Origin of the sequence: Methylobacterium sp. J-090 (assembly GCF_022829345.1) — a bacterium.
In the GTDB taxonomy this organism is placed as follows: domain Bacteria; phylum Pseudomonadota; class Alphaproteobacteria; order Rhizobiales; family Beijerinckiaceae; genus Methylobacterium.
The window spans coordinates 75,530-93,879 of sequence record NZ_JAKSXV010000044.1; the positions used below are offsets into that span (position 1 = coordinate 75,530).

The following is an 18,350-nucleotide window of genomic DNA, read 5'->3' on the forward strand; positions in this document are numbered from 1 at the left end:
CTCTCCGACGAAGTGGATACCGGTTCGTCGCAAGAGAGCACGACGAAACAAGGCGTTGGAGACGTGATCCGATCCAATTGAATCGGGCACGGCTCTAGTGGGTCTTGTGCAGTTCCGGCTGGAGGCCGTGGACCTCGCCGCCGACCTTCGCCCAGATCTTCTTCTTGACGTAGTAGAGCAGGCCCGAGAGCACGATGAGGAACAGGATCACCCGCAGGCCCAGGGCCTTGCGCGCCATCATGTGCGGCTCAGCCGTCCAGGCCATGAACGCGGCGACGTCCGTGGCGTACTGGTTCACCGTCTCCGGCACCACCGGCTCGCCCTTGTCGTTCTTGGCGTAGGTGACTTGGCCGTCGCTCAGGGGCTTGGGCATCGCGATCAGATGCCCGGGATAGTACTTGTTGTAGTACGTGCCCGACGGGACGTCCTTGCCGGCCGGCGGGTCCTCGTAGCCGTCGAGCACCGCGTGGATGTAGTCGACGCCGTGCTCGGTGTAGCCGACGACGGGCAGCGCGTCGGTGAGGAACTTCGGGAAGCCGCGCTCGAAGGTGCGGGCTTTCGCCAGCACCGAGAAGTCCGGCGGGGCCTTGCCGCCGTTGGCGGCGGCCGCCGCCTTCTCGTTGGGGAACGGCGGCGGGAAGGCGTCGGCGGCCCGGGCGGGGCGTTCGGCGTCCTCGCCGGAATCGTTCTGTTCCTTGACCTTGTACTCGGCGGCGAGCGCCTTGACCTGGGCGGCGCTGAAACCCGGGCCGCCCGGCTCCGAGAGGTTGCGGAAGCGCACCAGGTTCATGCTGTGGCAGCTCGAACAGACCTCGCGGTAGACCTGGAAGCCGCGCTGGAGCTGGGCCTGGTCGAAGCGGCCGAACATGCCGGCATAGCTCCACGCCTGGCGCGGCGGCTGGGGAGCGCCGTGCTCCTCCTCCGCCGAAGCCAGGGTGATGCCGAGGGTGGCCGCGACGAGGGTCGCGGCGAGAAGGCGGGTGGTTTTCATGGTGCTCAAAAGTCCCCTGCCCTCAACCCTTGGACGACGGTGCGGCCGCGGCCCCGGCCGGCATGCCGGACCCGGAGACCTGCTTGCCCGGACCGGTGACGCTCTCGAGGATCGAGTCCGGCAGGCGGTCGGGCGTCTCGAAGAGGCCGACGAGGGGCATCACGACGAGGAAGTGGAGGAAGTAGTAGGCCGTGCACAGGCGCGCGGCGATGACGTAGCCGCCCTCCGGCGGCTTGGCGCCGAGCCAGCCGAGCAGGATCGTGACCACGACGAACAGCCAGAAGAACTGACGGTAGATCGGACGGTAGTTGGCCGAGCGCACCCGCGAGGTGTCGAGCCAGGGCGCGAAGGCGAGGATGATCACCGCGCTGAACATCAGGATCACGCCGCCGAGCTTGTCCGGCACCGCGCGCAGGATCGCGTAGAACGGCAGGAAGTACCATTCCGGCACAATGTGGGCCGGGGTCACGGCGGCGTTGGCCGGGACGTAGTTGTCGGCGTGGCCGAGGTAGTTCGGCTGGTAGAAGATCCAGTAGGCGAAGAAGATGCCGAACACGACCGTGGCGAACACGTCCTTGACCGTGGCGTAGGGCGTGAACGGCACCGCGTCCTTGCTCGACTTGATCGGGATGCCGGCGGGGTTGTTCTGGCCGGTGACGTGCAGGGCCCAGACGTGGAGCACGACGACGCCGAGGATCATGAACGGCAGGAGGTAGTGCAGGGAGAAGAAGCGGTTCAGGGTCGGGCTGCCCACCGAGTAGCCGCCCCAGAGCAGGCTCTGGATGGTCTCGCCGACGATGGGAATCGCGCCGAGGATGCTGGTGATGACGGTGGCGCCCCAGAAGCTCATCTGGCCCCACGGCAGGGTGTAGCCGAGGAAGGCGGTGGCCATCATCAGGAGGTAGATGATCACGCCCAGGATGTAGAGGATCTCGCGGGGCGCCTTGTAGGAGCCGTAATACAGCGCCCGGAACATGTGGATGTAGACTGCGACGAAGAACATCGACGCGCCATTGGCGTGCATGTAGCGCAGCAGCCAGCCGTAGTTCACGTCGCGCATGATGTGCTCGACGGAGTTGAACGCGTTGGCGGCCGACGGGTCGTAGTGCATCGCCAGCCAGATGCCGGTGACGATCTGCGACATCAGCATGGCGATGAGGATCGCGCCGAAGGTCCAGAAATAGTTGAGGTTGCGCGGCACCGGGAAGGCGACGAACGAGGAGTGGACCAGCCCGACCAGGGGCAGCCGCGACTCGAACCACTTCGCCACGCGGCTCTTGGGAACGTAGGTGTTGGCGTGTGCGCTCATGGGGCTACCCGCTTCGAAGAGTGTTGCATGAAATCCCGTCGCCCTTCCTCAGGCCGCAGCCTTGCCGCCCTCTTCGCCGATCCGGATCTTGGCATCCGTCTCGAAGGCGTAGGGCGGAACCGGAAGGTTCGACGGGGCGGGACCGCGGCGCACGCGGCCGGAGGTGTCGTAGAGGGAGCCGTGGCAGGGGCACGACCAGCCCTCGTACTGGCCCTGGTGGCCGATGGGGACGCAGCCGAGATGGGTGCAGTTGCCGTAGACCACGAGCCACTTGGCATGGCCGTCCTTGACCCGGGCGGCGTCGGTCTGCGGGTCGATGAGATCCTTCATCGGGACGGCGGCGGCCTCCTTGATCTCCTTCTCCGTCCGGTGACGCACGAAGATGAGCTTGCCGCGCCAGAACACGTTGACGATCTGGCCTTCCTGGATCGGCGACAGGTCGACCTCGAGGGGGGCGCCCGCCGCGATGGTCTCGGCATCGGGCGCCATGGAGGCGACGAAGGGCCAGACCAGGGCACCGGCGCCGACGGCCAAAGCCGCGCCGGTGGCGAGGAACATGAAGTCGCGCCGCGTGCCGTCCGTCCCCGGGAGGGTGCCGTCGGCATTGACGACCGTGTTGGCCGAGGGGGTTGCCGAGTGGTTCGCCAAGTGTCGGACTCCAAGCCAGGGATACGGGGCCAAGGATACGGGGCCAAGGATGTGGGCGCGCCCACGGTGCGCGCGGGGCGCGGCGTGGCCGGGCGGGACATTAGAGGCTTTCGAAGGAAAGTCAGCCCGCCGGGAGGCAAGCACCCTCAGGCAATTTTTTGCAATGCGACCCCGCGTCACCGGAAGTTCATCCGCCCGCGTTTGTCACAGGAGCGTACCCTTCAGGATCAGCATCGCCACCGAAAAGTAGATCACCAGCCCGGTGACATCGACCAGGGTAGCGACGAACGGGGCCGAGGCCGTGGCCGGGTCGAAGCCGAGGCGCTGGAGCAGGAACGGCAGCATCGAGCCCGTGAGCGAGCCGAAGGTGACGATGCCGACCAGCGCCGCGCCGACGGTGGCGGCCACCAGCGGCCAGTGCACGCCGTAATCGTACAGGCCGGTCTTCTGCCACACGACGATGCGGACGATGCCGATCACACCCAGGATCGCCCCGAGGACGAGGCCTGTCGGCACCTCGCGGATCGCCACCTTCCACCAGTCGCGCAGGCGGACCTCGTGGAGCGCCAGGGCGCGGATGAGGAGCGAGGTGGCCTGACTGCCCGAATTGCCGCCCGAGCTCATGATGAGCGGGATGAACAGGGTCAGCACGATGGCCTTCTCGAGCTCGCCCTCGAAGCCCTGCATGGCGGTGGCGGTCATCATCTCGCCGAGGAACAGGGCGCAGAGCCAGCCGGCGCGCTTCCGGATCATCGTGAGAAAGCCGATCTCCATGTAGGGCTCGGGCAGGGCCTCCATGCCGCCGAAGCGCTGCACGTCCTGGGTCTGCTTCTCCACCATGGCGTCGATCATGTCGTCGACGGTGACGATGCCGATGAGGTGGCCCACGGCGTCGATGACGGGCAGCGCCAGGAGATCGTATTTGGAGATGAGCCGCGCCGCCTCCTCGCGGCTCGCCGTGGGCGAGACCGCGAGGGGCCGCCGGCCCGGGGCGACGGAGAGCACGTTGTCGGCCGGGTCGCCCGAGATGAGGCGGCGCAGGGGCACCGCCTTGGTCAGCGCCCGGGTGCGCGGATCGAGGACGAAGATCGAGTAGATCGTCTCGCGGGTCTTCTCGACCTGGCGGACATGGTCGAGGGTCTGCCCGATGGTCCAGTCGCCCGGCACGGTGACGAACTCCGTGGTCATGAGGGAGCCGACGCTCTCCTCGCCGTAGGCGCTGAGGCGATCGACGGCGCCGCGCGTCTCGGCGTCGAGGCGGGCGCGGAGATCGGAGCGTCCGGGCTCCTCGATCTCGCGAAACAGGTCGGTGATGCGGTCGGCCGACATGCCCGAGAGGTACGAGGCGACGCGGTCGCGCGGCAGCATCTCGACGATGTCGGCGGCGCAATCGAGTTCGGGCTGGTCGAGGACCTCGATCGCGCGCTCGTGCGGCAGGCCGAGCAGGATGGCGGCGGCGACCTCGGGCGCCTCCTCGTTCAGGGCCTCGACGATGTCGGGTGCGCGCTCGTCCGACAGCCGGGCGGCCAGGACGGAGGGATCGACGTTGGTCGGAAACGGGATGGTCGCGTTCATGGGCTCACCTCGCGCGGGGGCGCACGCCCGGGGACGGCCGGGGCGGTGAGCCGCCCGAGTCCCTGTCAGAGGGGCGGACGGGCCGCGCGCGCGGCCGCGCTGGGCGCGGAAGATCGTCGGGGACTGTCGCTGGGCATCGGCTGACTTGCGGGGGTGTCCGGGAGACCGGGCGGCGCGTGGGTGCGCCTCCGGCGCGCGCGCGTCAAGCCGAGGATGCGCGCCGTCCCGGGCTCTTCGAGGCCCGGCCGGCTCCGGCAACGCGAACGAACTGGCCGGGGCGCCGTTGCGGCACCATATCGCCGGGACGGGCCAGGGCCGTGCCGGGACCCCGGTTTCCAATCCCGCGGGCCGGTCCTATGAGAAATATAAGTGTAGCGCCCACTTGTATTGCGCCCAATGTATCGCCATATCAAGGACGTCGAACACGAAGGAGTTTCGCCATGAAGTGGTCTGCCCCCGTCGTTCAGGAAATCTGCGTCGGCATGGAAGTCACCAGCTACGAGTCGGCGGAAATCGATCCCTTCAACTAGGGATCGGCGCCCCCCGGGGCGTCAGCTCAACCCAACCAATCCAAACCAGGAGAAACACCATGAAGTGGTCCGCCCCCATCGTCCAGGAAATCTGCGTCGGCATGGAAGTCACCAGCTACGAGTCCGCCGAGATCGACACCTTCAACTAAGCGTTCGTCGCTTGTAGGAAGTCGTCGCCTGGAAAGGGGTGCTGCTCGAAAGGGTGGCGCCCCTTTTTCGTTGCGCGCGGCTCGAACGCAGAAAGGCCCGGACGGGGGACCGTCCGGGCCTTTCTGCGTGGTGCGGATGCTCTGAAGTTGATATTTTCGCATCGTCTGTTCCCGAAAGCCCGAAGCCACCTTTCGGGACGATGCTTTAGAGGCGGTAGCGGATCTGGTCGGTCCAGAAGCGCTCGAGGCGGCCGAGCGCCACGTTCATGCGGCCGAAATCGTCGTCCGAGATGCCGCCGATGGGCTGAATGGTGCGGGCGTGCTTGTCGTAGAGGGTCTGGATGATGTCGTGGATCTGGCGGCCCTTGTCGGTCAGGCTGATGCGGACGGAGCGGCGGTCCGTGGTCGAGCGGGCATGGTGGAGGTAGCCGGCCTCGACGAGCTTCTTGACGTTGTAGGAGACGTTGGAGCCGAGATAGTAGCCCTTGGTGCGCAGCTCGCTCGCGGTCAGTTCCTTGTCGCCGATGTTGTAGAGCAGCAGGGCCTGGACGCTGTTGACGTCCTCGCGGTCGCGGCGCTCGAACTCGTCCTTGATCACGTCGAGGAGGCGGCGGTGCAGGCGCTCCACGAGGTGGAGGGCCTCGAGGTACGAGCCGTGGGCGGTGCCGGTCTCGGCAGAGGTATTCGTGTCGCTAACCTTGGCTGCCTGGGACTTCATCGCGGGCCTCGTCAGATGTTCGGGTTGCAGGGCCGGTGTTCTTCGCCACCGCTCATGAACCCAACCTAGGCGCCACGGATGAAAGACGGTTTAAGCGATAGGATGAATTTGCGATTTACCTCTGTCGGTAAATGCAAGATGAAGTGATCGTCGTAAGGCTTCGTTCACCGGATTTCCCGCGCCGCCAGCCAGGACAGGATGAAGTAGACCACCACGATGCTTGCCTGTAGTCCAAGATAAGGCATCGACATCGGCAGCAGATGCGGGGTGAGGATCGCCAGCGTCAGGGCACTCGTGGCGGCGAGCAGCCAGACCACGCCGCCCCAGGCACTGGTGAGCCACAGGCCCACCGCCGCCATGGCGTCGATGACGGCGAAGTAGACGATCACCGTCTGGCGGGTCACCGGTTCGGCCTCGAAGGGCCGCGCCCCCGGCAGCACGTCGAGGATCGAGGCCCAGGTCGCCACCGCCTTGGCGAGCCAGACCAGGGCGGTGGCGCGCATGAACCACACCAGCACCACGTCCCAGCCGGTCTGCGGCGGGCGGGGCGACCGCTCGATCCGGTCGCCGCCGCCCTCGCCCGCGCGACCGCTCCGGTTCGCGCCCACCTTCGTCAGACTGCGCACGCTGGATCTGTCCTCATGTGCCGGATCGCGGCGCGGGGCCGCCGCTTGCCGCGAACGGGGTTTCGAAGATCGCCGCGATGGCGTCGTGGTCGACGGCGTCCAGGGTCGCGGGCCGCCAGGCCGGCGCGCCGTCCTTGTCGATGAGGGCCGCGCGCACGCCCTCGAAGAAGTCGTGGCCGTCCATCAGCCACGCGGCGAGACGGGTCTCGGCGGCGATGGCCTGCGCGAATGTCATCGCTGGCCCGCGCCGCATCTGCGCGTGGGCGATGCACAGGCTGGTGGGCGAGCGCGTGCGCATGAGGGCGGCGGTCTCGGCGGCGAACCCGGAGCCCCGCGCCGCCGCGCCGTCGAGACGGGCGAGGATGTCCGCGACGCCGGGTTCGGCGAAGCACGCATCGATGAGGGCGCGCTCGGCCATGACGGGCCCCGGCGGTGGCGGCGTCTCCGCGTGCTCGGTTAGCGCGGCGTCGATGTCGCCGCCCTCGGCGAGATCCGCCACGATGGCGTCGAACCGCCCGGCGGGGGCGTGGTGCGTGGCGAGCCCCAGGGCGAGGGCGTCGCCCGGCCCGATGGTGGCGCCGGCGAGCGCGAGGTAGGTGCCGGTCCGGCCGGGCAGGCGCGGCAGGGCGTAGGTCATGCCGACATCGGGGAAGAAGCCGATCCCGACCTCCGGCATGGCGAAGCGATAGCCCTCCGACGCCACCCGGTGGCTGCCGTGCAGCGAGAGGCCGTTGCCGCCGCCCATGCAGAGCCCGTCGATGAGGGAGACGATGGGCTTGGGATAGGCCTGGACGAAGGCATCGAGGCCGTACTCGCCGTGCCAGAAGGCGTCGACTTCCGCGTGGCGCCCGGACTTGGCCAGGGCGTAGAGGGCCCGCACGTCGCCGCCGGCGCAGAAGGCGCGCCCGCCGGTCCCGCGCAGGACGACGCGGGTGACCGCATCGTCGCTCGCCCAGGCCCGCAGCTGCGCGTGCATCGCGGCGATCATCGCCAGGGACAGGGCGTTGAGGGCGCGCGGCCGGTTCAGGGTGACGAGGCCCACCGCCCCGCGGCGCGCGAACAGGATTTCCGGCTCGTCCGCACCTGCCTCTCGTCCGCCCGCCATCGCCCGCCTTCCGTCCCAGGATGGGTCGCTTAGTCGAAGTTTCGGCCCGGTCCGTCAATCGCCCGCCCGGTTCCTGCGTCGGATCGGCCTGCGGCGGCGGGCCGGAATTGTCGAGACGTGTGATTGTGATAGATCACGCAGCCCGACAAGTCCGGCGATGCCGCGAGCCCGAACACCATGCCCGACGAAATGCCGACCCCGCGCCCCCTCGCCGTCGAAGCCGCGGCGGAGAGCGCCCGTCCCTCGGGGGGCCTCGGCATCACCCAGCGCCCGCGCCGCAACCGCAAGGCCGAGTGGTCGCGCCGCCTCGTGCGCGAGCATACGCTCACGGTGGACGACCTGATCTGGCCGCTCTTCGTGATCGAGGGGACCGGCCGGCGCGAGCCCATCGCGTCGATGCCGGGCGTCGAGCGCCTGAGCGTCGACGAGATCGTGCGCGCGGCCGAAGGCGCGGCGCGGCTCGGCATCCCGGCGATCTCGTTCTTTCCCTACACCGAACCGGCCTTGCGCGATCCCACCGGCTCCGAGTCCCTGAACTGCGAAAACCTCGTGTGCCGGGCTGTGCGGGCGGTGAAGAAGGCCGTGCCCGAACTCGGGCTGATGACCGACGTCGCCCTCGATCCCTACACCAGCCACGGCCATGACGGCCTCCTGCGGGACGGCGCCATCCTCAACGACGAGACCGTGGCGCTCCTCGTCGAGCAGAGCCTGATCCAGGCGGAGGCGGGCGCCGACATCATCGCGCCGTCCGACATGATGGACGGGCGCGTCGGCGCCATCCGGGCCGGCCTCGACCGGGCCGGGTTTCGCGACGTGCAGATCATGGCCTACGCGGCGAAGTACGCGAGCGCCTTCTACGGGCCGTTCCGGGATGCCATCGGCACGCAGGCGGCGCTGGTGGGCGACAAGCGCACCTATCAGATGGACCCCGGCAACTCGTCGGAGGCCCTGCGCGAGGTCGCCCTCGACCTCGCCGAGGGCGCCGATTCGGTGATGGTGAAGCCCGGCCTGCCCTATCTCGACATCATCCGCCGGGTGAAGGACGAATTCGGGGTGCCGACCTTCGCCTATCAGGTGTCGGGCGAGTACGCGATGATCGAGGCCGCCGCCCGCAACGGCTGGCTCGACGGCGAGCGCGCCATGGTCGAGAGCCTCCTGGCGTTCAAGCGCGCGGGTGCGGACGGCGTACTGACCTACTACGCGCCCCGCGTGGCCGAGCGGCTGCGCGCCGGGGCGTGAGGCGGTTGCCGCCCGGATCGGTTCGACCGATCCCGCGTACCGCTGAAGAATGAGGTGGGGCGTGGGTCCCCTCTCCTTCCGGGGCGGGCGATCGCAGATGAGTTTTCCCGGCGTTCGAACGGCGAGGCAAAGCGCTTCGAACGGTCGCGACAGGCCCCCTCTCCTGGAAGGAGAGGGTTGGGGTGAGGTGTGCGAACTCTCCGGAGCGTCCACGACCCTCACCCCAACCCTCTCCCAAACAGGAGAGGGGGCCCGTCGCGGTTCATTTGCGATGGCCCTGCCTGGAAGGAGAGGGAGCCGGTCGCGACCACGCGATCCGAAGCGATCGAACGGATCTCGGATGAAGCCGGCCCGTTTCGGGCTCCTCGCACTCCTCGCCCTCACGGCCTGCGAGAGTTCCGTCGACCGGCAGCGGGCCACCACCTGCCGCCGGGCGGTGCCGGCCCTGGCGCCCCCTGGCACGATTCCGAAGGTCCTGCGCATCGGCGCCGGGCCGACGCCCGACGACCTGCGGGTCGACTACGCGGTCACGGGCCCGTCCACCCAGGCCGCGCGCCAGCGCTGGATCGTGTGCGGCTTCGGGCCGGGGGCCGAACTTCTGGCGGTGACCACGGAGCACGGGCCGCTGAGCGGCGCCGCGCTCCATCTCCTGAAGCACTACTACCTCGATACGCCCGAGGCCGCCGCCGCCGATCCGGGGTCGGGCGGACCTTGACCGGACGATCTTGAGATTCGCCCGGGCCACGCCCACTTGGAAGAGCATCGAAAGCCGCCCCGCCCGAGGAGCGCCCCATGCTCGAATCCCCCACCGGTTACGCCGACCCCACCCGCACCGCCTACGGCGCCCCCATGGCCCTGCCCGTGGTCCGGGCGAGTCTCGGCGCGCGCTTCGTCGCCTACCTCCTCGACATCCTGTTCATCTTCGGGTTCACGGCGCTCCTGACGCTCCTGATCACCGTGGTCGGCGCCCTCACCTTCGGGCTCGGCTGGACCCTGTTCGCGGTGCTGCCGGCGAGCGGCATCCTCTACAGCGCCGTCACGGTCGGCGGCGCCGGCCAGGGCACCTGGGGCATGCGGATGATGGGCCTGCGGGTGGTGAACCAGGCCGGCACGCGTGTCGACATGATCACGGCGGCGGTGCACGCCCTGCTGTTCTACGTGGCGATCTCGACCTTCCTGCTCTGGGCCCTCGACGTGGTCATCGGCCTCGTGCGTCCCGACCGTCGGCTCGGCCATGACCTGCTCCTCGGCCTCGCCGTCGTGCGGGCGGGCTGAGGCCGGGTCGAGAAAATCCTCGGTGCCGGGCGCGTGCGGGTGTTGAGCCGGCCGAGGTTGTGGATACACTCGGCGCTTGGGGCGCGGTGCGCGTTCCGAGGCCGCGAGCGACCCACAGCGTGACGAGCCATTCCCGCGACACCCCGCAATTCTACCTGACGGCCCCGTCCGCCTGCCCCTACCTGCCGGGGCAGGAGGAGCGGAAGGTGTTCACGCACCTCGTCGGGCGCCGGGCCCGCGACCTCAACGAGATCCTGACCCAGGGCGGCTTCCGCCGCTCGCAGACCATCGCCTACCGGCCGGCCTGCGAGACCTGCCGCGCCTGCATCTCCGTGCGGGTGGTGGTGGCCGACTTCACCCCGTCCGCGAGCCAGCGCCGCATCCTCCAGCGCAACGCCGACCTGATCGGGTCGCCCGAGCCGAACCGGCCGGCCTCCGAGCAGTACGCTCTGTTCCGGCGCTACCTCGACGCCCGCCACGGCGACGGCGGCATGGTGGACATGACCGTGCTCGACTACGCCATGATGATCGAGGACAGCCACGTCGACACCCACCTCGTCGCCTATCGCCGGCGCGGGCCCGACACGGCGATCAACGGGCGCGGCCTCGGCCCCACCATCGCCCTCTGCCTCACGGACGTGCTCTCGGACGGGTTGTCCATGGTCTACTCGTTCTACGATCCGGCGGAGGCGCACCGCTCGCTTGGCACCCTGATGATCCTCGACCACATCCGCCGCGCCCGCGATCTCGGCCTGCCCTACCTCTACCTCGGCTACTGGGTCGAGGGCTCCCGCAAGATGGACTACAAAGCGAAGTTCACCCCCCAGGAACGGCTCATGGGTCCGGGCTGGCAGCGGGTGGAGTGAGCTTTTGGGGGGTGGGTGAGGCCAAGCTCATTTCCCTCCCCTCTGCGGGCTACCGTCTTCACACATCTTGCAGGCAGCGCGGGTCCCTCTCCTGAAAGGCAGGGCGATCGCAGATGGGTTTTCCCGGCGCTCGAACGCGAAGCAAAGCGCTTCGAACAGTCGCGACAGGCTCCCTCTCCTGGAAGGAGTGGGTTGGGGTGAGGTGTGCGAACTCTCCGGACAGTCCACGACCCTCACCCCAACCCTCTCCCAAACAGGAGAGGGGGCCCGTCGTGGTTCATCTGCGATCGCCCTGCCTTTCAGGAGGGGGCTGCCCGCGCTTCCTCTGTCTTGTCTGAGGCCTTGTCCCGGGCGCGTTGCGTCACCCTCAGCGTCGCCGTCTCCCTGAGCGTCCGCTCGATGGACGCGTTGGCGCGTTCGCGCACGGCCCGCATGGCCGCGACGTCGTCGAACGTCTCCGGAAAGCGCCGGGCGAGCCACAAGTACGCGCTGGCGAGGCGCACGGTGCGCTCCTGATAGACCAGATCGCCCTGGGGGTCGGCGCGCAGGGCCGGCACGGTGGCGCCCAGGGCCCGGGCCTGGACCCAGCGCGCGACGATCTCGACGGCGATGGGGTCGCGCCGGTCGATGGGCGTGACCGCGAAGGCGAACTTTTCCCGGATCGGCAGGGCCACCCGGTCCACCGCCTCGGCCGCGCCCAGGAACTCCTCCAGGGCCGAGGGCTGGAACGGCGAGCCGTCGTAGAAGGTCGCGCGGGCGAAATGCGCCATCACGGTGCCGAGGGAGTCCGTGCCGAGTTCGGCGGCGGCCGCCTCGATGGCGGCGAGGTCGGGCCGGACGAAGAACCGCGTGTCGGCGGCCGGCGCCGTCGGCGCGCCCGACAGGGCGTCGCGGATCGGTCCGAGGCCGTCGTCGTCGGTGGCGGCGACGTAGCCCGCCTCCTGATGTCCGAAGCGCCCGGCCCGGCCGGCGATCTGGCGGATCTCGGCGTTGGTGAGCGCGCGTTCCGCCGTGCCGTCCCATTTGCGCACGGCGGCGAAGATCACGCGCTTGAGGGGGCCGAGGTTGAGGCCCATGCCGATGGCGTCGGTGGTGACCAGCACCTCCGCTTGCTTGTCGCGGAAACGCGCCGCCTCGGCCCGGCGCACCTCCGGCGACAGGGCGCCGTAGATGGTGGCGACGGAGCGCCCGGCGGCCACCAGGATCGCGCGGTTCTCGTGCACGGCCCGGCGCGAGAACGCCACGACGGCGTCGCCGGGCTCGACCGCCTCCAGGGGCACGGGCGCGTCGAGGGCGACCAGGGGCGTCTTGCGCGTGAAGGTGACGACGTCGAGCGATTCGCCGGCGGCCTCCGCCGCGCGCCGCACGGCCGAGAGGGCGTCCTCGGCGCCGCAGACGATGACGAGGCGGGCGGGAATGCCGAACAGGGCGTTGGTCCAGGCCCAGCCCCGGTCGGGGTCGGACAGCATCTGGATCTCGTCGATGACCGCGACCTCGATGGGCCGGCGGAGGTCGGCGGTCTCAATGGTGCGGGCGGTGTGGGTCGGGTCGGGCTCGCCCAAAATCTCCTCGCCCGTGACCATGCCGGCGCGCAGGCCGCGCTCCAGCAAGTTCTCGTAGTTCTCGAGAGCCAGCAGCCGCAGGGGCGCGAGGTAGGTGCCGGTCGAGGCCTTCGCCAGGGCCTCCAGGGCCGCGTAGGTCTTGCCCGAATTCGTCGGCCCCATGTGGAAGACGATGCGCCGGCCGAGGCGCCGGGCGGCGGCGAACTTGTCGATATAGCTGCCGAAGCCCGCCCGGTCGCGCAGGCGCCGGGTGCCGGAGGCCTCCTGCGCCACCACCCGGCCCCGGGCGCGCACGCTCTTCAGGGTGTCGAGGATGGCGCCCGCCACGTCGGGCCCGTCGGTGAAGACGCGCGAGCGCAGGGAGCGGTCGAGATGGGCGATGTAGGTGACGGCGTCGGCGCCGGTCTCGGCCATGTCGGCGCGGATCTGGTCGCGCAGGCGCAGGATCGTGCGGTTGAGGGCGCCCCGGGTGCGGCCGGCGACCTGGGTCACCCGCGCCCGCAGGGCGTCGACCGCCCAAGCCGGGTCGTTGCCCAGCGCCATCTCGGCGAGGATCTCGGCGGCGTCCGGATCCGGCACGGTGTCGATGCGCAGATCGAGGCGGTTGTCGTCCAGCAGCGGACACAGGACGCGGATTCGCCAATGCAGGGTCCCGTCCGGATCGGCCTCCGCCCGCAGGGCCGGGATCGCTTTGGCGAGGACGGGCACGCCGTCGCGGGCGAAGTTTCTCTGCGCGTCCGAGGCGCGCAGGGCTTGAGCCACGGCCGCGTCCTCGCAGACCCCGCCGAGCTCCGGCAGGCCAAGGCGGTCGCGCAGGGCGTCCCGGTCTACGGCGCCCGCCGCGATCCCGAGCCTGTGCAGGGCGTCGGCGAGGAAATCCGTGGTCCGGTGAATGCGGCGCGCCATGCTCCACCCTCCCGGGGGCACGCCGGAGAATCAAGCGTCCCGGACGACCCCGCCCACCGGTTAGGCCCGGCGGATCGTCACAGATGCGGGTCGGGCGCCGCCTCCAGGCGCCCGTCGGCGATGGCGGCGAGGAAGGTCTCGTAGTCGGCCTGATTGCGCTCGCCGTAGGCGTCGGCCCAGTCGGCCAGGGCCTCGCGCAGGTCGGCGTGGCGGTCCTTGCCGCAATAGCCCGCGATGGCGGCGGCATCGCCGGTGCGGGCGTGCGCCCGGGCCAGCAGGGCGCCGTAGGCCCAGGAGAAGTACAGGAGCGGCTGCCCGGTCATGCACGAGACCGGGATCTCGCCCTTCATGTTCTTCATCTGCCGCACGTAGAACGGCCGGTCGGCGATGGTGGTCCAGCCGAGCAGGGGATCGCCCACCGCCTGGAGCAGGCGCTGGCCGTAGATCACCCGCTCGCCCTCGTGGCTGGCATAGGGCTCGGGCATGCCGGGGAGATACGGCGCGTGGGCCGGGCGCACGGCCTCCTTCACCTGGAGGAAGAGCACGTCCTGATCCGAGTTGCCGCAGAGCAGGGCGACGTAGGCGCGGGTGCCGACGCTGCCGACGCCGACGACCCGGTGGGCGACGTCGACCACGTGGTAGCGGCTCAGCATGAACCGGCGCTCGCGCGGCAGGGTGTCGGCGTAGTGCTCGAGGCCCGAGATCACCGCCTCGCGGGTCTCGTTGTCGACGCGGGTGAGGATCGGCGGGTCCTCGCGAAAGCGCCAGCCGCCATCGACCCGGCGCTCCCCGACGCGGGCCAGCAGGGTCTGGTTGTTGCGCTTGCGCGCCTTCTCGACGGCTTTGCGCACCACCGCCTGCGATTCGGCGTCGATCCGGATGCCCGAAAAGTCGAGGTTGTCGGCCCGGGCCGAGTGCTGCCAGACGTCGAGGGGGCCCTGGGGCGCTAGATCCGTCATGGTGTGCTGGTAGCCGCCCACCGCCGCGACCACCGCCGCGCGGCGCTCGGCCGGCGGGACGTCATCGCCCCGCGCCGCCACCTCGATGCTGGCGACGAGGCGCTTCAGGTCCCATTCCCACGGGCCGATGGTGACCTCGTCGAAATCGTTGAGGTCGAGGACCACGTCGCGCTGGGGCGTGCCGAACAGGCCGAAATTCGAGATGTGGGCGTCGCCGTTCATCGCCACCAGGATGCCGCTGCGGGGCGTCTGCGCGAGGTCCCAGGCCATGACGTGGGCGGCGCCCCGCAGGAAGGCGAAGGGCGAACTCGCCATGCGCGCCACCCGGAGCGGGACGAGGTGGGCCTGGCGCCCCTCGTGGGCCCCCTCGATGAGGCTGACGGGATCGGGCCGGTCCTGCGGCAGGAACAGCGGGGCGTGGCTGTCATGCGGCACGGTCTCGCGCAGGACCTTGCCGGCGGCGCGGCGCTTCTCCCACGGCTCGCCGGCGCCGCGCAGGTCGATCCGGGGATAGTCGGCCAGGGGTTCGAGGACCACGGCCTCGGCCTCCCCGACGGTTTCCACCGTGTCGGGCTCGGGAAGCGGGCGCTCCTGCCCGGCAAAGTCGTTCGACCGTTCCATGTCCTGACCCGTATCCCCGACCCGTGCCCTTGCCGCGACGACAACCGGAGCCATGCCACATCGTTGCCGTCCAGGGGATTAAAGCCGGGTCTTGGGACGTGGCTCGGGCCGTCCGCGATGTCGCATCCCGACCCCTCGCGGGTCGGACATCCGGCGCGCCGGGGCCTTCAGCGCCGATCAGGAGGGGGGTTCCGGGGACGCTGCCGCCGCCTCTAGCCAGGCCCGCCGGGTTGCGATCAGCTGCTTGAGCCGGGCCGCCCGCCGCTCCCGCCTGTCGCAGCAGGACGCGTCCGGGCAACCGACATCGCCCGCACCGCCGCCGTCGAACAGGCTGAGGATGGCCAGCACGAGGCCCATCAGGGCGAGGAGCGCCAGGGCGACGAACGGCCAGGCGAGGCCGAGGCCGACGAGGATCGCGAGGCCGATCTTCAGGCCGACGGACGCCGCGAGCTTGAGTTTGACCAGGGCCGCGAAGGTCGCGCCCGCGCCGCCGAGCCCGCGCAGGGCCCGCATCATCCGCACGCGCCCGCGCCGCCGCGCGGCCAGGGCTTCCAGGCGGCGCAGTTCGCGCGTCACCCGCCGGATCGTCCGGTCCGTGGCCGGCAAGTCCGTCGCCGCCCGAGCCCCACCTGCCCCTCGTGCCGCCAATCCCGCCTGCTCCTCCTCGAACGGGTCACGGCCAGCCGCGACCCGGCCCCGGAGGAGGCGCTGATTCGCGCCGCGATGGCCATCCCCCGCCGGCGGTGCCGGTGGATCGCCGGACCGTGAGGATGGGGCCAGTTCCGTCCCCCGACCGGACTCGGCGTCGCCCCATCGCGAACTGCGCCGCGTCGAGGCAGCCACGCGCAGGGGCATCGCCGCGAAGAACGCCGCGCCGAACAGCGCGGCGTAGTCCGTGGCGGGCCGGGGGCCTGAGCCTAGCGGTCGATCATGGCGGACACCGGCACCCCGGGGAGGCCGCCGCGGCCGCCGACGATGATGAGGCGAGCCGTGCCTCCCGGAAACAGTCACGCGTTCAATGCGCTTGCGACCGCGGCATCGAGGGACGTGCATGGCAAATCGCCGACGAGTTCCCTCAATCGCCGTCCGTCGAGGCGCATGGGATACTGCCAGAACGGGCGCACCTCCAGAACCTCGCGCGGAAACCCTCCGAAGGGGGCCAGTGCCCGCATCAGCGCCCAGGGGAAGTGACGTTCGGGGAGGTCCGGACGCCCCGTGGCCCGGCGGATTGCGGCAACAATTTCGCTGCCATCGGCAATGTCGTGGCCGGGGAACTGAAGTCGTTCACACGGCCGCAGACGATCCGGTGGCAGTTCGATCAGGCGCACGATGGTCTCGGCGAGGTCAGGCAGGAACGCCCAAGCATGGCCGACCCTCGGTGTGCCGGGGTTCATGATTCGCGTGAGCGGAGGCTTGGCAAAGGCCTGCGCGAACCAACTCTGCCTCGCCCCCGGACCGAAGAAGTCGCCCGCCCGTACGACGAGGCTCCGCACATCCGGAGCGGCCTCCATCAGGCGCCTCTCCATCTCGACGCGGACCGTTCCCTTGCGGCCCGGCGGACGTTGCGGGGTCCTCTCGTCGATCACCGGAGTGGCCGACGGGTCGTAGTTGTAGAGCGTGCCCGGCAGCATCACCCGAGCACCGGCACTTCGCGCCGCCACGATCGTGTTGTCGAGCATCGGCAGGACCAGCCGTTCCCAGTTCCGATATCCGGGTGGGTTCACCGCGTGGATGATGACCGAAGCGCCCATTGCCGCGCGGACGACATCCGCTCGGGTCATAGCGTCTCCGGCCTGCCAATCCGGCGCTGCCGATGTGCCCCAGGTCTCCGCCGCCCGTGCCTGATCTCGCACGAGTGCAGTGACCCGCCACCCCCGAGCCAGCATCCTCCGTGTCACCGCACCGCCGATGCCACCCGTCACCCCAAGCACCAAAGCCCGCGTCATCGTCGAGATCCTCTCACCATCCGGACGTGATGCCGTGGGCCGGGGCCTAAGAACATTGACGAGCTTCGATGGGCTGCCTATCGAATTTCGATGGGTAGCACCGATCGCGCCTGGGATGATCAACGCGCCTTTCTCGCAGTGCTCGACACAGGCAGCTTGTCCGCTGCGGCGCGGGCGCTCGGCCTCACCCAGCCCACCGTGCGGAACCGGATCGAGGCGCTCGAGCGCGCGATCGACCAGCCGCTCTTCGTTCGAGGCGTGAACGGGCTCGCGCCGACGCCGGAAGCACTCAGATTGTCGGAGCATGTCCGGCGGATGGCCTACGCGTCCGAAGCGTTCCGTCGCGAGGCCGCGGGCGCGGCGTCCGAGATCGCGGGGCCGGTTCGGCTCAGCGTGTCGGATTTCGTCGGGATTGAGGTTATGCCGCCGATGCTCGCGAGCCTGCGTGAGCGACACCCGCGTCTCACCGTCGAACTGCTTCTCACCAACGTCAACGCCGACTTGGCCGGACAGGAGGCCGACATTGCCGTGCGGATGACAAGGCCGAGTCAGGGTTCGCTCGTGGCGCGGCATGTGGGACGCATACCGCTCGGCTTCTTCGCCACGCCCGCCTATCTCGCGCGAAATGATGCTCCTGAAACCATCGCGGACCTGCTCCGGCACGCCCTGATCGGGCCCGATCGTGCGCAGGTGGACCTCGCGATCCTAAACGCGCTGAGCCGGGAGGCGGGCGGCCCGTTTCACTTTGCCGTGCGCAGCGACAGCCATCCGGCGCAACTTGCCGCACTGCGCGCCGGCCTCGGCATCGGCGTGGTGCAGATACCGGTCGGTGACCGGGGCCTCGTGCGCGTGTTGCCGAACCGCATCGTGCACGCCCTCGACACGTGGATCGTCGCGCATGAGGACGTGCGGCGCAGCGCCCGGATCGACGCGCTGTTCACGCACCTCGTGGCCGCCTTCCAGGCCTACTGCTCCGATCACGCCTCCACGCAGCGGACGGCGTGAAACGAGCGGGCGAAAAATGAGAACGGAGGCTCCCCCCCCCCCCCCCCCCCCCGGGGGGGGGGGCCCCCGCCAAAAAAAGAAAGGGGGGGCGTATTTCCCCCCCCCCCCCTCCCCAAACCACACTCTACTTCTTTTTTTATAACCCAAAACCCCCCCCAACCCCCAACTTTTTCTTCCCTAAAAATCCCAAAACCCTGCGGGGGGTGTGTTAGAAGACGCCGCGGGGCGAACCGGTGGGTCTCCTCTTGGAGGGTGTTTGTTTGGCGCAGTAGAGGGTTGTGTGGGGGGGACACCCAACCGCCCCCCCCCCCGCCCCCGCC

General features: G+C 69.9%; 18 protein-coding genes. 7 read left to right on the plus strand and 11 right to left on the minus strand.

Going from position 1 to position 18,350, the window contains the following annotated elements; all coding sequences use genetic code 11:
- Positions 1-94 precede the first annotated feature (94 nt).
- From MKK49_RS07420 to mgtE, 4 genes are all read right to left on the minus strand, one after another.
- Complete coding sequence (locus tag MKK49_RS07420) at positions 95-991, minus strand: cytochrome c1 (RefSeq protein ID WP_244027438.1); 897 nt, start codon at positions 989-991, stop codon at positions 95-97.
- Positions 992-1,013: 22 nt separating this feature from the next.
- Complete coding sequence (locus MKK49_RS07425; RefSeq protein WP_244027439.1) at positions 1,014-2,300, minus strand: cytochrome b; 1,287 nt, start codon at positions 2,298-2,300, stop codon at positions 1,014-1,016.
- 48 nt (positions 2,301-2,348) lie between these two features.
- Positions 2,349-2,948, minus strand: a complete 600-nt coding sequence (petA, locus tag MKK49_RS07430) for a ubiquinol-cytochrome c reductase iron-sulfur subunit (RefSeq protein ID WP_279595380.1) — start codon at positions 2,946-2,948, stop codon at positions 2,349-2,351.
- Between the two features lie 204 nt (positions 2,949-3,152).
- Positions 3,153-4,523 (minus strand): magnesium transporter, encoded by a 1,371-nt coding sequence (gene mgtE, locus MKK49_RS07435; RefSeq protein ID WP_244027440.1) that lies wholly within the window; start codon positions 4,521-4,523, stop codon positions 3,153-3,155.
- 440 nt (positions 4,524-4,963) lie between these two features.
- On the opposite strand from mgtE, the gene pqqA (MKK49_RS07440) reads away from it, so the two are divergent.
- Entirely contained in the window at positions 4,964-5,053 is a 90-nt protein-coding gene (gene pqqA / locus MKK49_RS07440) for a pyrroloquinoline quinone precursor peptide PqqA (RefSeq protein WP_055952695.1), read from the plus strand.
- 59 nt (positions 5,054-5,112) lie between these two features.
- On the plus strand, positions 5,113-5,202 hold the full coding sequence (gene pqqA, locus MKK49_RS07445; RefSeq protein ID WP_056092902.1) for a pyrroloquinoline quinone precursor peptide PqqA: 90 nt from the start codon (positions 5,113-5,115) through the stop codon (positions 5,200-5,202).
- A gap of 205 nt (positions 5,203-5,407) precedes the next feature.
- Here pqqA (MKK49_RS07445) and ldtR read toward each other — a convergent pair whose 3' ends face one another.
- The 3 genes from ldtR to MKK49_RS07460 form a co-directional block, all read right to left on the minus strand.
- The gene (gene ldtR / locus MKK49_RS07450) at positions 5,408-5,920 is read right to left on the minus strand and encodes a transcriptional regulator LdtR (RefSeq protein WP_244027443.1); all 513 of its coding nucleotides are present in this window, start codon (positions 5,918-5,920) and stop codon (positions 5,408-5,410) included.
- A gap of 164 nt (positions 5,921-6,084) precedes the next feature.
- Positions 6,085-6,546, minus strand: coding sequence for a DUF6163 family protein (locus MKK49_RS07455; protein WP_244027445.1), 462 nt, complete (start codon positions 6,544-6,546; stop codon positions 6,085-6,087).
- Between the two features lie 13 nt (positions 6,547-6,559).
- Positions 6,560-7,651 (minus strand): enoyl-CoA hydratase/isomerase family protein, encoded by a 1,092-nt coding sequence (locus MKK49_RS07460; protein ID WP_244027447.1) that lies wholly within the window; start codon positions 7,649-7,651, stop codon positions 6,560-6,562.
- Positions 7,652-7,828: 177 nt separating this feature from the next.
- On the opposite strand from MKK49_RS07460, the gene hemB reads away from it, so the two are divergent.
- From hemB to MKK49_RS07480, 4 genes are all read left to right on the plus strand, one after another.
- The gene (gene hemB / locus MKK49_RS07465) at positions 7,829-8,890 is read left to right on the plus strand and encodes a porphobilinogen synthase (RefSeq protein WP_244027448.1); all 1,062 of its coding nucleotides are present in this window, start codon (positions 7,829-7,831) and stop codon (positions 8,888-8,890) included.
- A gap of 340 nt (positions 8,891-9,230) precedes the next feature.
- On the plus strand, positions 9,231-9,605 hold the full coding sequence (locus tag MKK49_RS07470; RefSeq protein ID WP_244027449.1) for a hypothetical protein: 375 nt from the start codon (positions 9,231-9,233) through the stop codon (positions 9,603-9,605).
- Between the two features lie 134 nt (positions 9,606-9,739).
- Entirely contained in the window at positions 9,740-10,165 is a 426-nt protein-coding gene (locus MKK49_RS07475; RefSeq protein ID WP_244027468.1) for an RDD family protein, read from the plus strand.
- A 119-nt stretch (positions 10,166-10,284) separates the two neighbouring features.
- Positions 10,285-11,031 (plus strand): arginyltransferase, encoded by a 747-nt coding sequence (locus MKK49_RS07480; protein ID WP_244027450.1) that lies wholly within the window; start codon positions 10,285-10,287, stop codon positions 11,029-11,031.
- 299 nt (positions 11,032-11,330) lie between these two features.
- Here MKK49_RS07480 and MKK49_RS07485 read toward each other — a convergent pair whose 3' ends face one another.
- The 4 genes from MKK49_RS07485 to MKK49_RS07500 all read right to left on the minus strand — a co-directional run bounded on the left by MKK49_RS07485 (position 11,331) and on the right by MKK49_RS07500 (position 17,025).
- Positions 11,331-13,499: a helicase-related protein gene (locus MKK49_RS07485; protein ID WP_244027451.1), complete on the minus strand. Its 2,169-nt coding sequence runs from the start codon at positions 13,497-13,499 to the stop codon at positions 11,331-11,333.
- A 77-nt stretch (positions 13,500-13,576) separates the two neighbouring features.
- The gene (locus MKK49_RS07490; protein ID WP_244027452.1) at positions 13,577-15,079 is read right to left on the minus strand and encodes a DUF2252 domain-containing protein; all 1,503 of its coding nucleotides are present in this window, start codon (positions 15,077-15,079) and stop codon (positions 13,577-13,579) included.
- 177 nt (positions 15,080-15,256) lie between these two features.
- A complete protein-coding gene (locus MKK49_RS07495) occupies positions 15,257-15,685 on the minus strand; it encodes a hypothetical protein (RefSeq protein ID WP_244027454.1) in 429 nt (142 codons plus the stop codon).
- A gap of 401 nt (positions 15,686-16,086) precedes the next feature.
- Entirely contained in the window at positions 16,087-17,025 is a 939-nt protein-coding gene (locus MKK49_RS07500; RefSeq protein WP_279595381.1) for an NAD(P)H-binding protein, read from the minus strand.
- 90 nt (positions 17,026-17,115) lie between these two features.
- Here MKK49_RS07500 and MKK49_RS07505 point away from each other — a divergent pair, with 90 nt between their 5' ends.
- Entirely contained in the window at positions 17,116-18,030 is a 915-nt protein-coding gene (locus tag MKK49_RS07505; protein WP_244027456.1) for a LysR family transcriptional regulator, read from the plus strand.
- Positions 18,031-18,350 lie beyond the last annotated feature (320 nt).

What these genes read in the sequence shown, in the direction of transcription:
- MKK49_RS07420 (WP_244027438.1), bottom strand. Translation starts at nt 991, where the DNA reads ATGAAAACCACCCGCCTTCTCGCCGCGACCCTCGTCGCGGCCACCCTC.
- MKK49_RS07475 (WP_244027468.1), top strand. Translation starts at nt 9,740, where the DNA reads ATGGCCCTGCCCGTGGTCCGGGCGAGTCTCGGCGCGCGCTTCGTCGCC.
- pqqA (WP_055952695.1), top strand. Translation starts at nt 4,964, where the DNA reads ATGAAGTGGTCTGCCCCCGTCGTTCAGGAAATCTGCGTCGGCATGGAA.
- hemB (WP_244027448.1), top strand. Translation starts at nt 7,829, where the DNA reads ATGCCCGACGAAATGCCGACCCCGCGCCCCCTCGCCGTCGAAGCCGCG.
- MKK49_RS07460 (WP_244027447.1), bottom strand. Translation starts at nt 7,651, where the DNA reads ATGGCGGGCGGACGAGAGGCAGGTGCGGACGAGCCGGAAATCCTGTTC.
- MKK49_RS07425 (WP_244027439.1), bottom strand. Translation starts at nt 2,300, where the DNA reads ATGAGCGCACACGCCAACACCTACGTTCCCAAGAGCCGCGTGGCGAAG.
- MKK49_RS07505 (WP_244027456.1), top strand. Translation starts at nt 17,116, where the DNA reads ATGGGTAGCACCGATCGCGCCTGGGATGATCAACGCGCCTTTCTCGCA.
- MKK49_RS07500 (WP_279595381.1), bottom strand. Translation starts at nt 17,025, where the DNA reads ATGACGCGGGCTTTGGTGCTTGGGGTGACGGGTGGCATCGGCGGTGCG.
- pqqA (WP_056092902.1), top strand. Translation starts at nt 5,113, where the DNA reads ATGAAGTGGTCCGCCCCCATCGTCCAGGAAATCTGCGTCGGCATGGAA.
- MKK49_RS07490 (WP_244027452.1), bottom strand. Translation starts at nt 15,079, where the DNA reads ATGGAACGGTCGAACGACTTTGCCGGGCAGGAGCGCCCGCTTCCCGAG.
- MKK49_RS07485 (WP_244027451.1), bottom strand. Translation starts at nt 13,499, where the DNA reads ATGGCGCGCCGCATTCACCGGACCACGGATTTCCTCGCCGACGCCCTG.
- mgtE (WP_244027440.1), bottom strand. Translation starts at nt 4,523, where the DNA reads ATGAACGCGACCATCCCGTTTCCGACCAACGTCGATCCCTCCGTCCTG.
- MKK49_RS07470 (WP_244027449.1), top strand. Translation starts at nt 9,231, where the DNA reads ATGAAGCCGGCCCGTTTCGGGCTCCTCGCACTCCTCGCCCTCACGGCC.
- ldtR (WP_244027443.1), bottom strand. Translation starts at nt 5,920, where the DNA reads ATGAAGTCCCAGGCAGCCAAGGTTAGCGACACGAATACCTCTGCCGAG.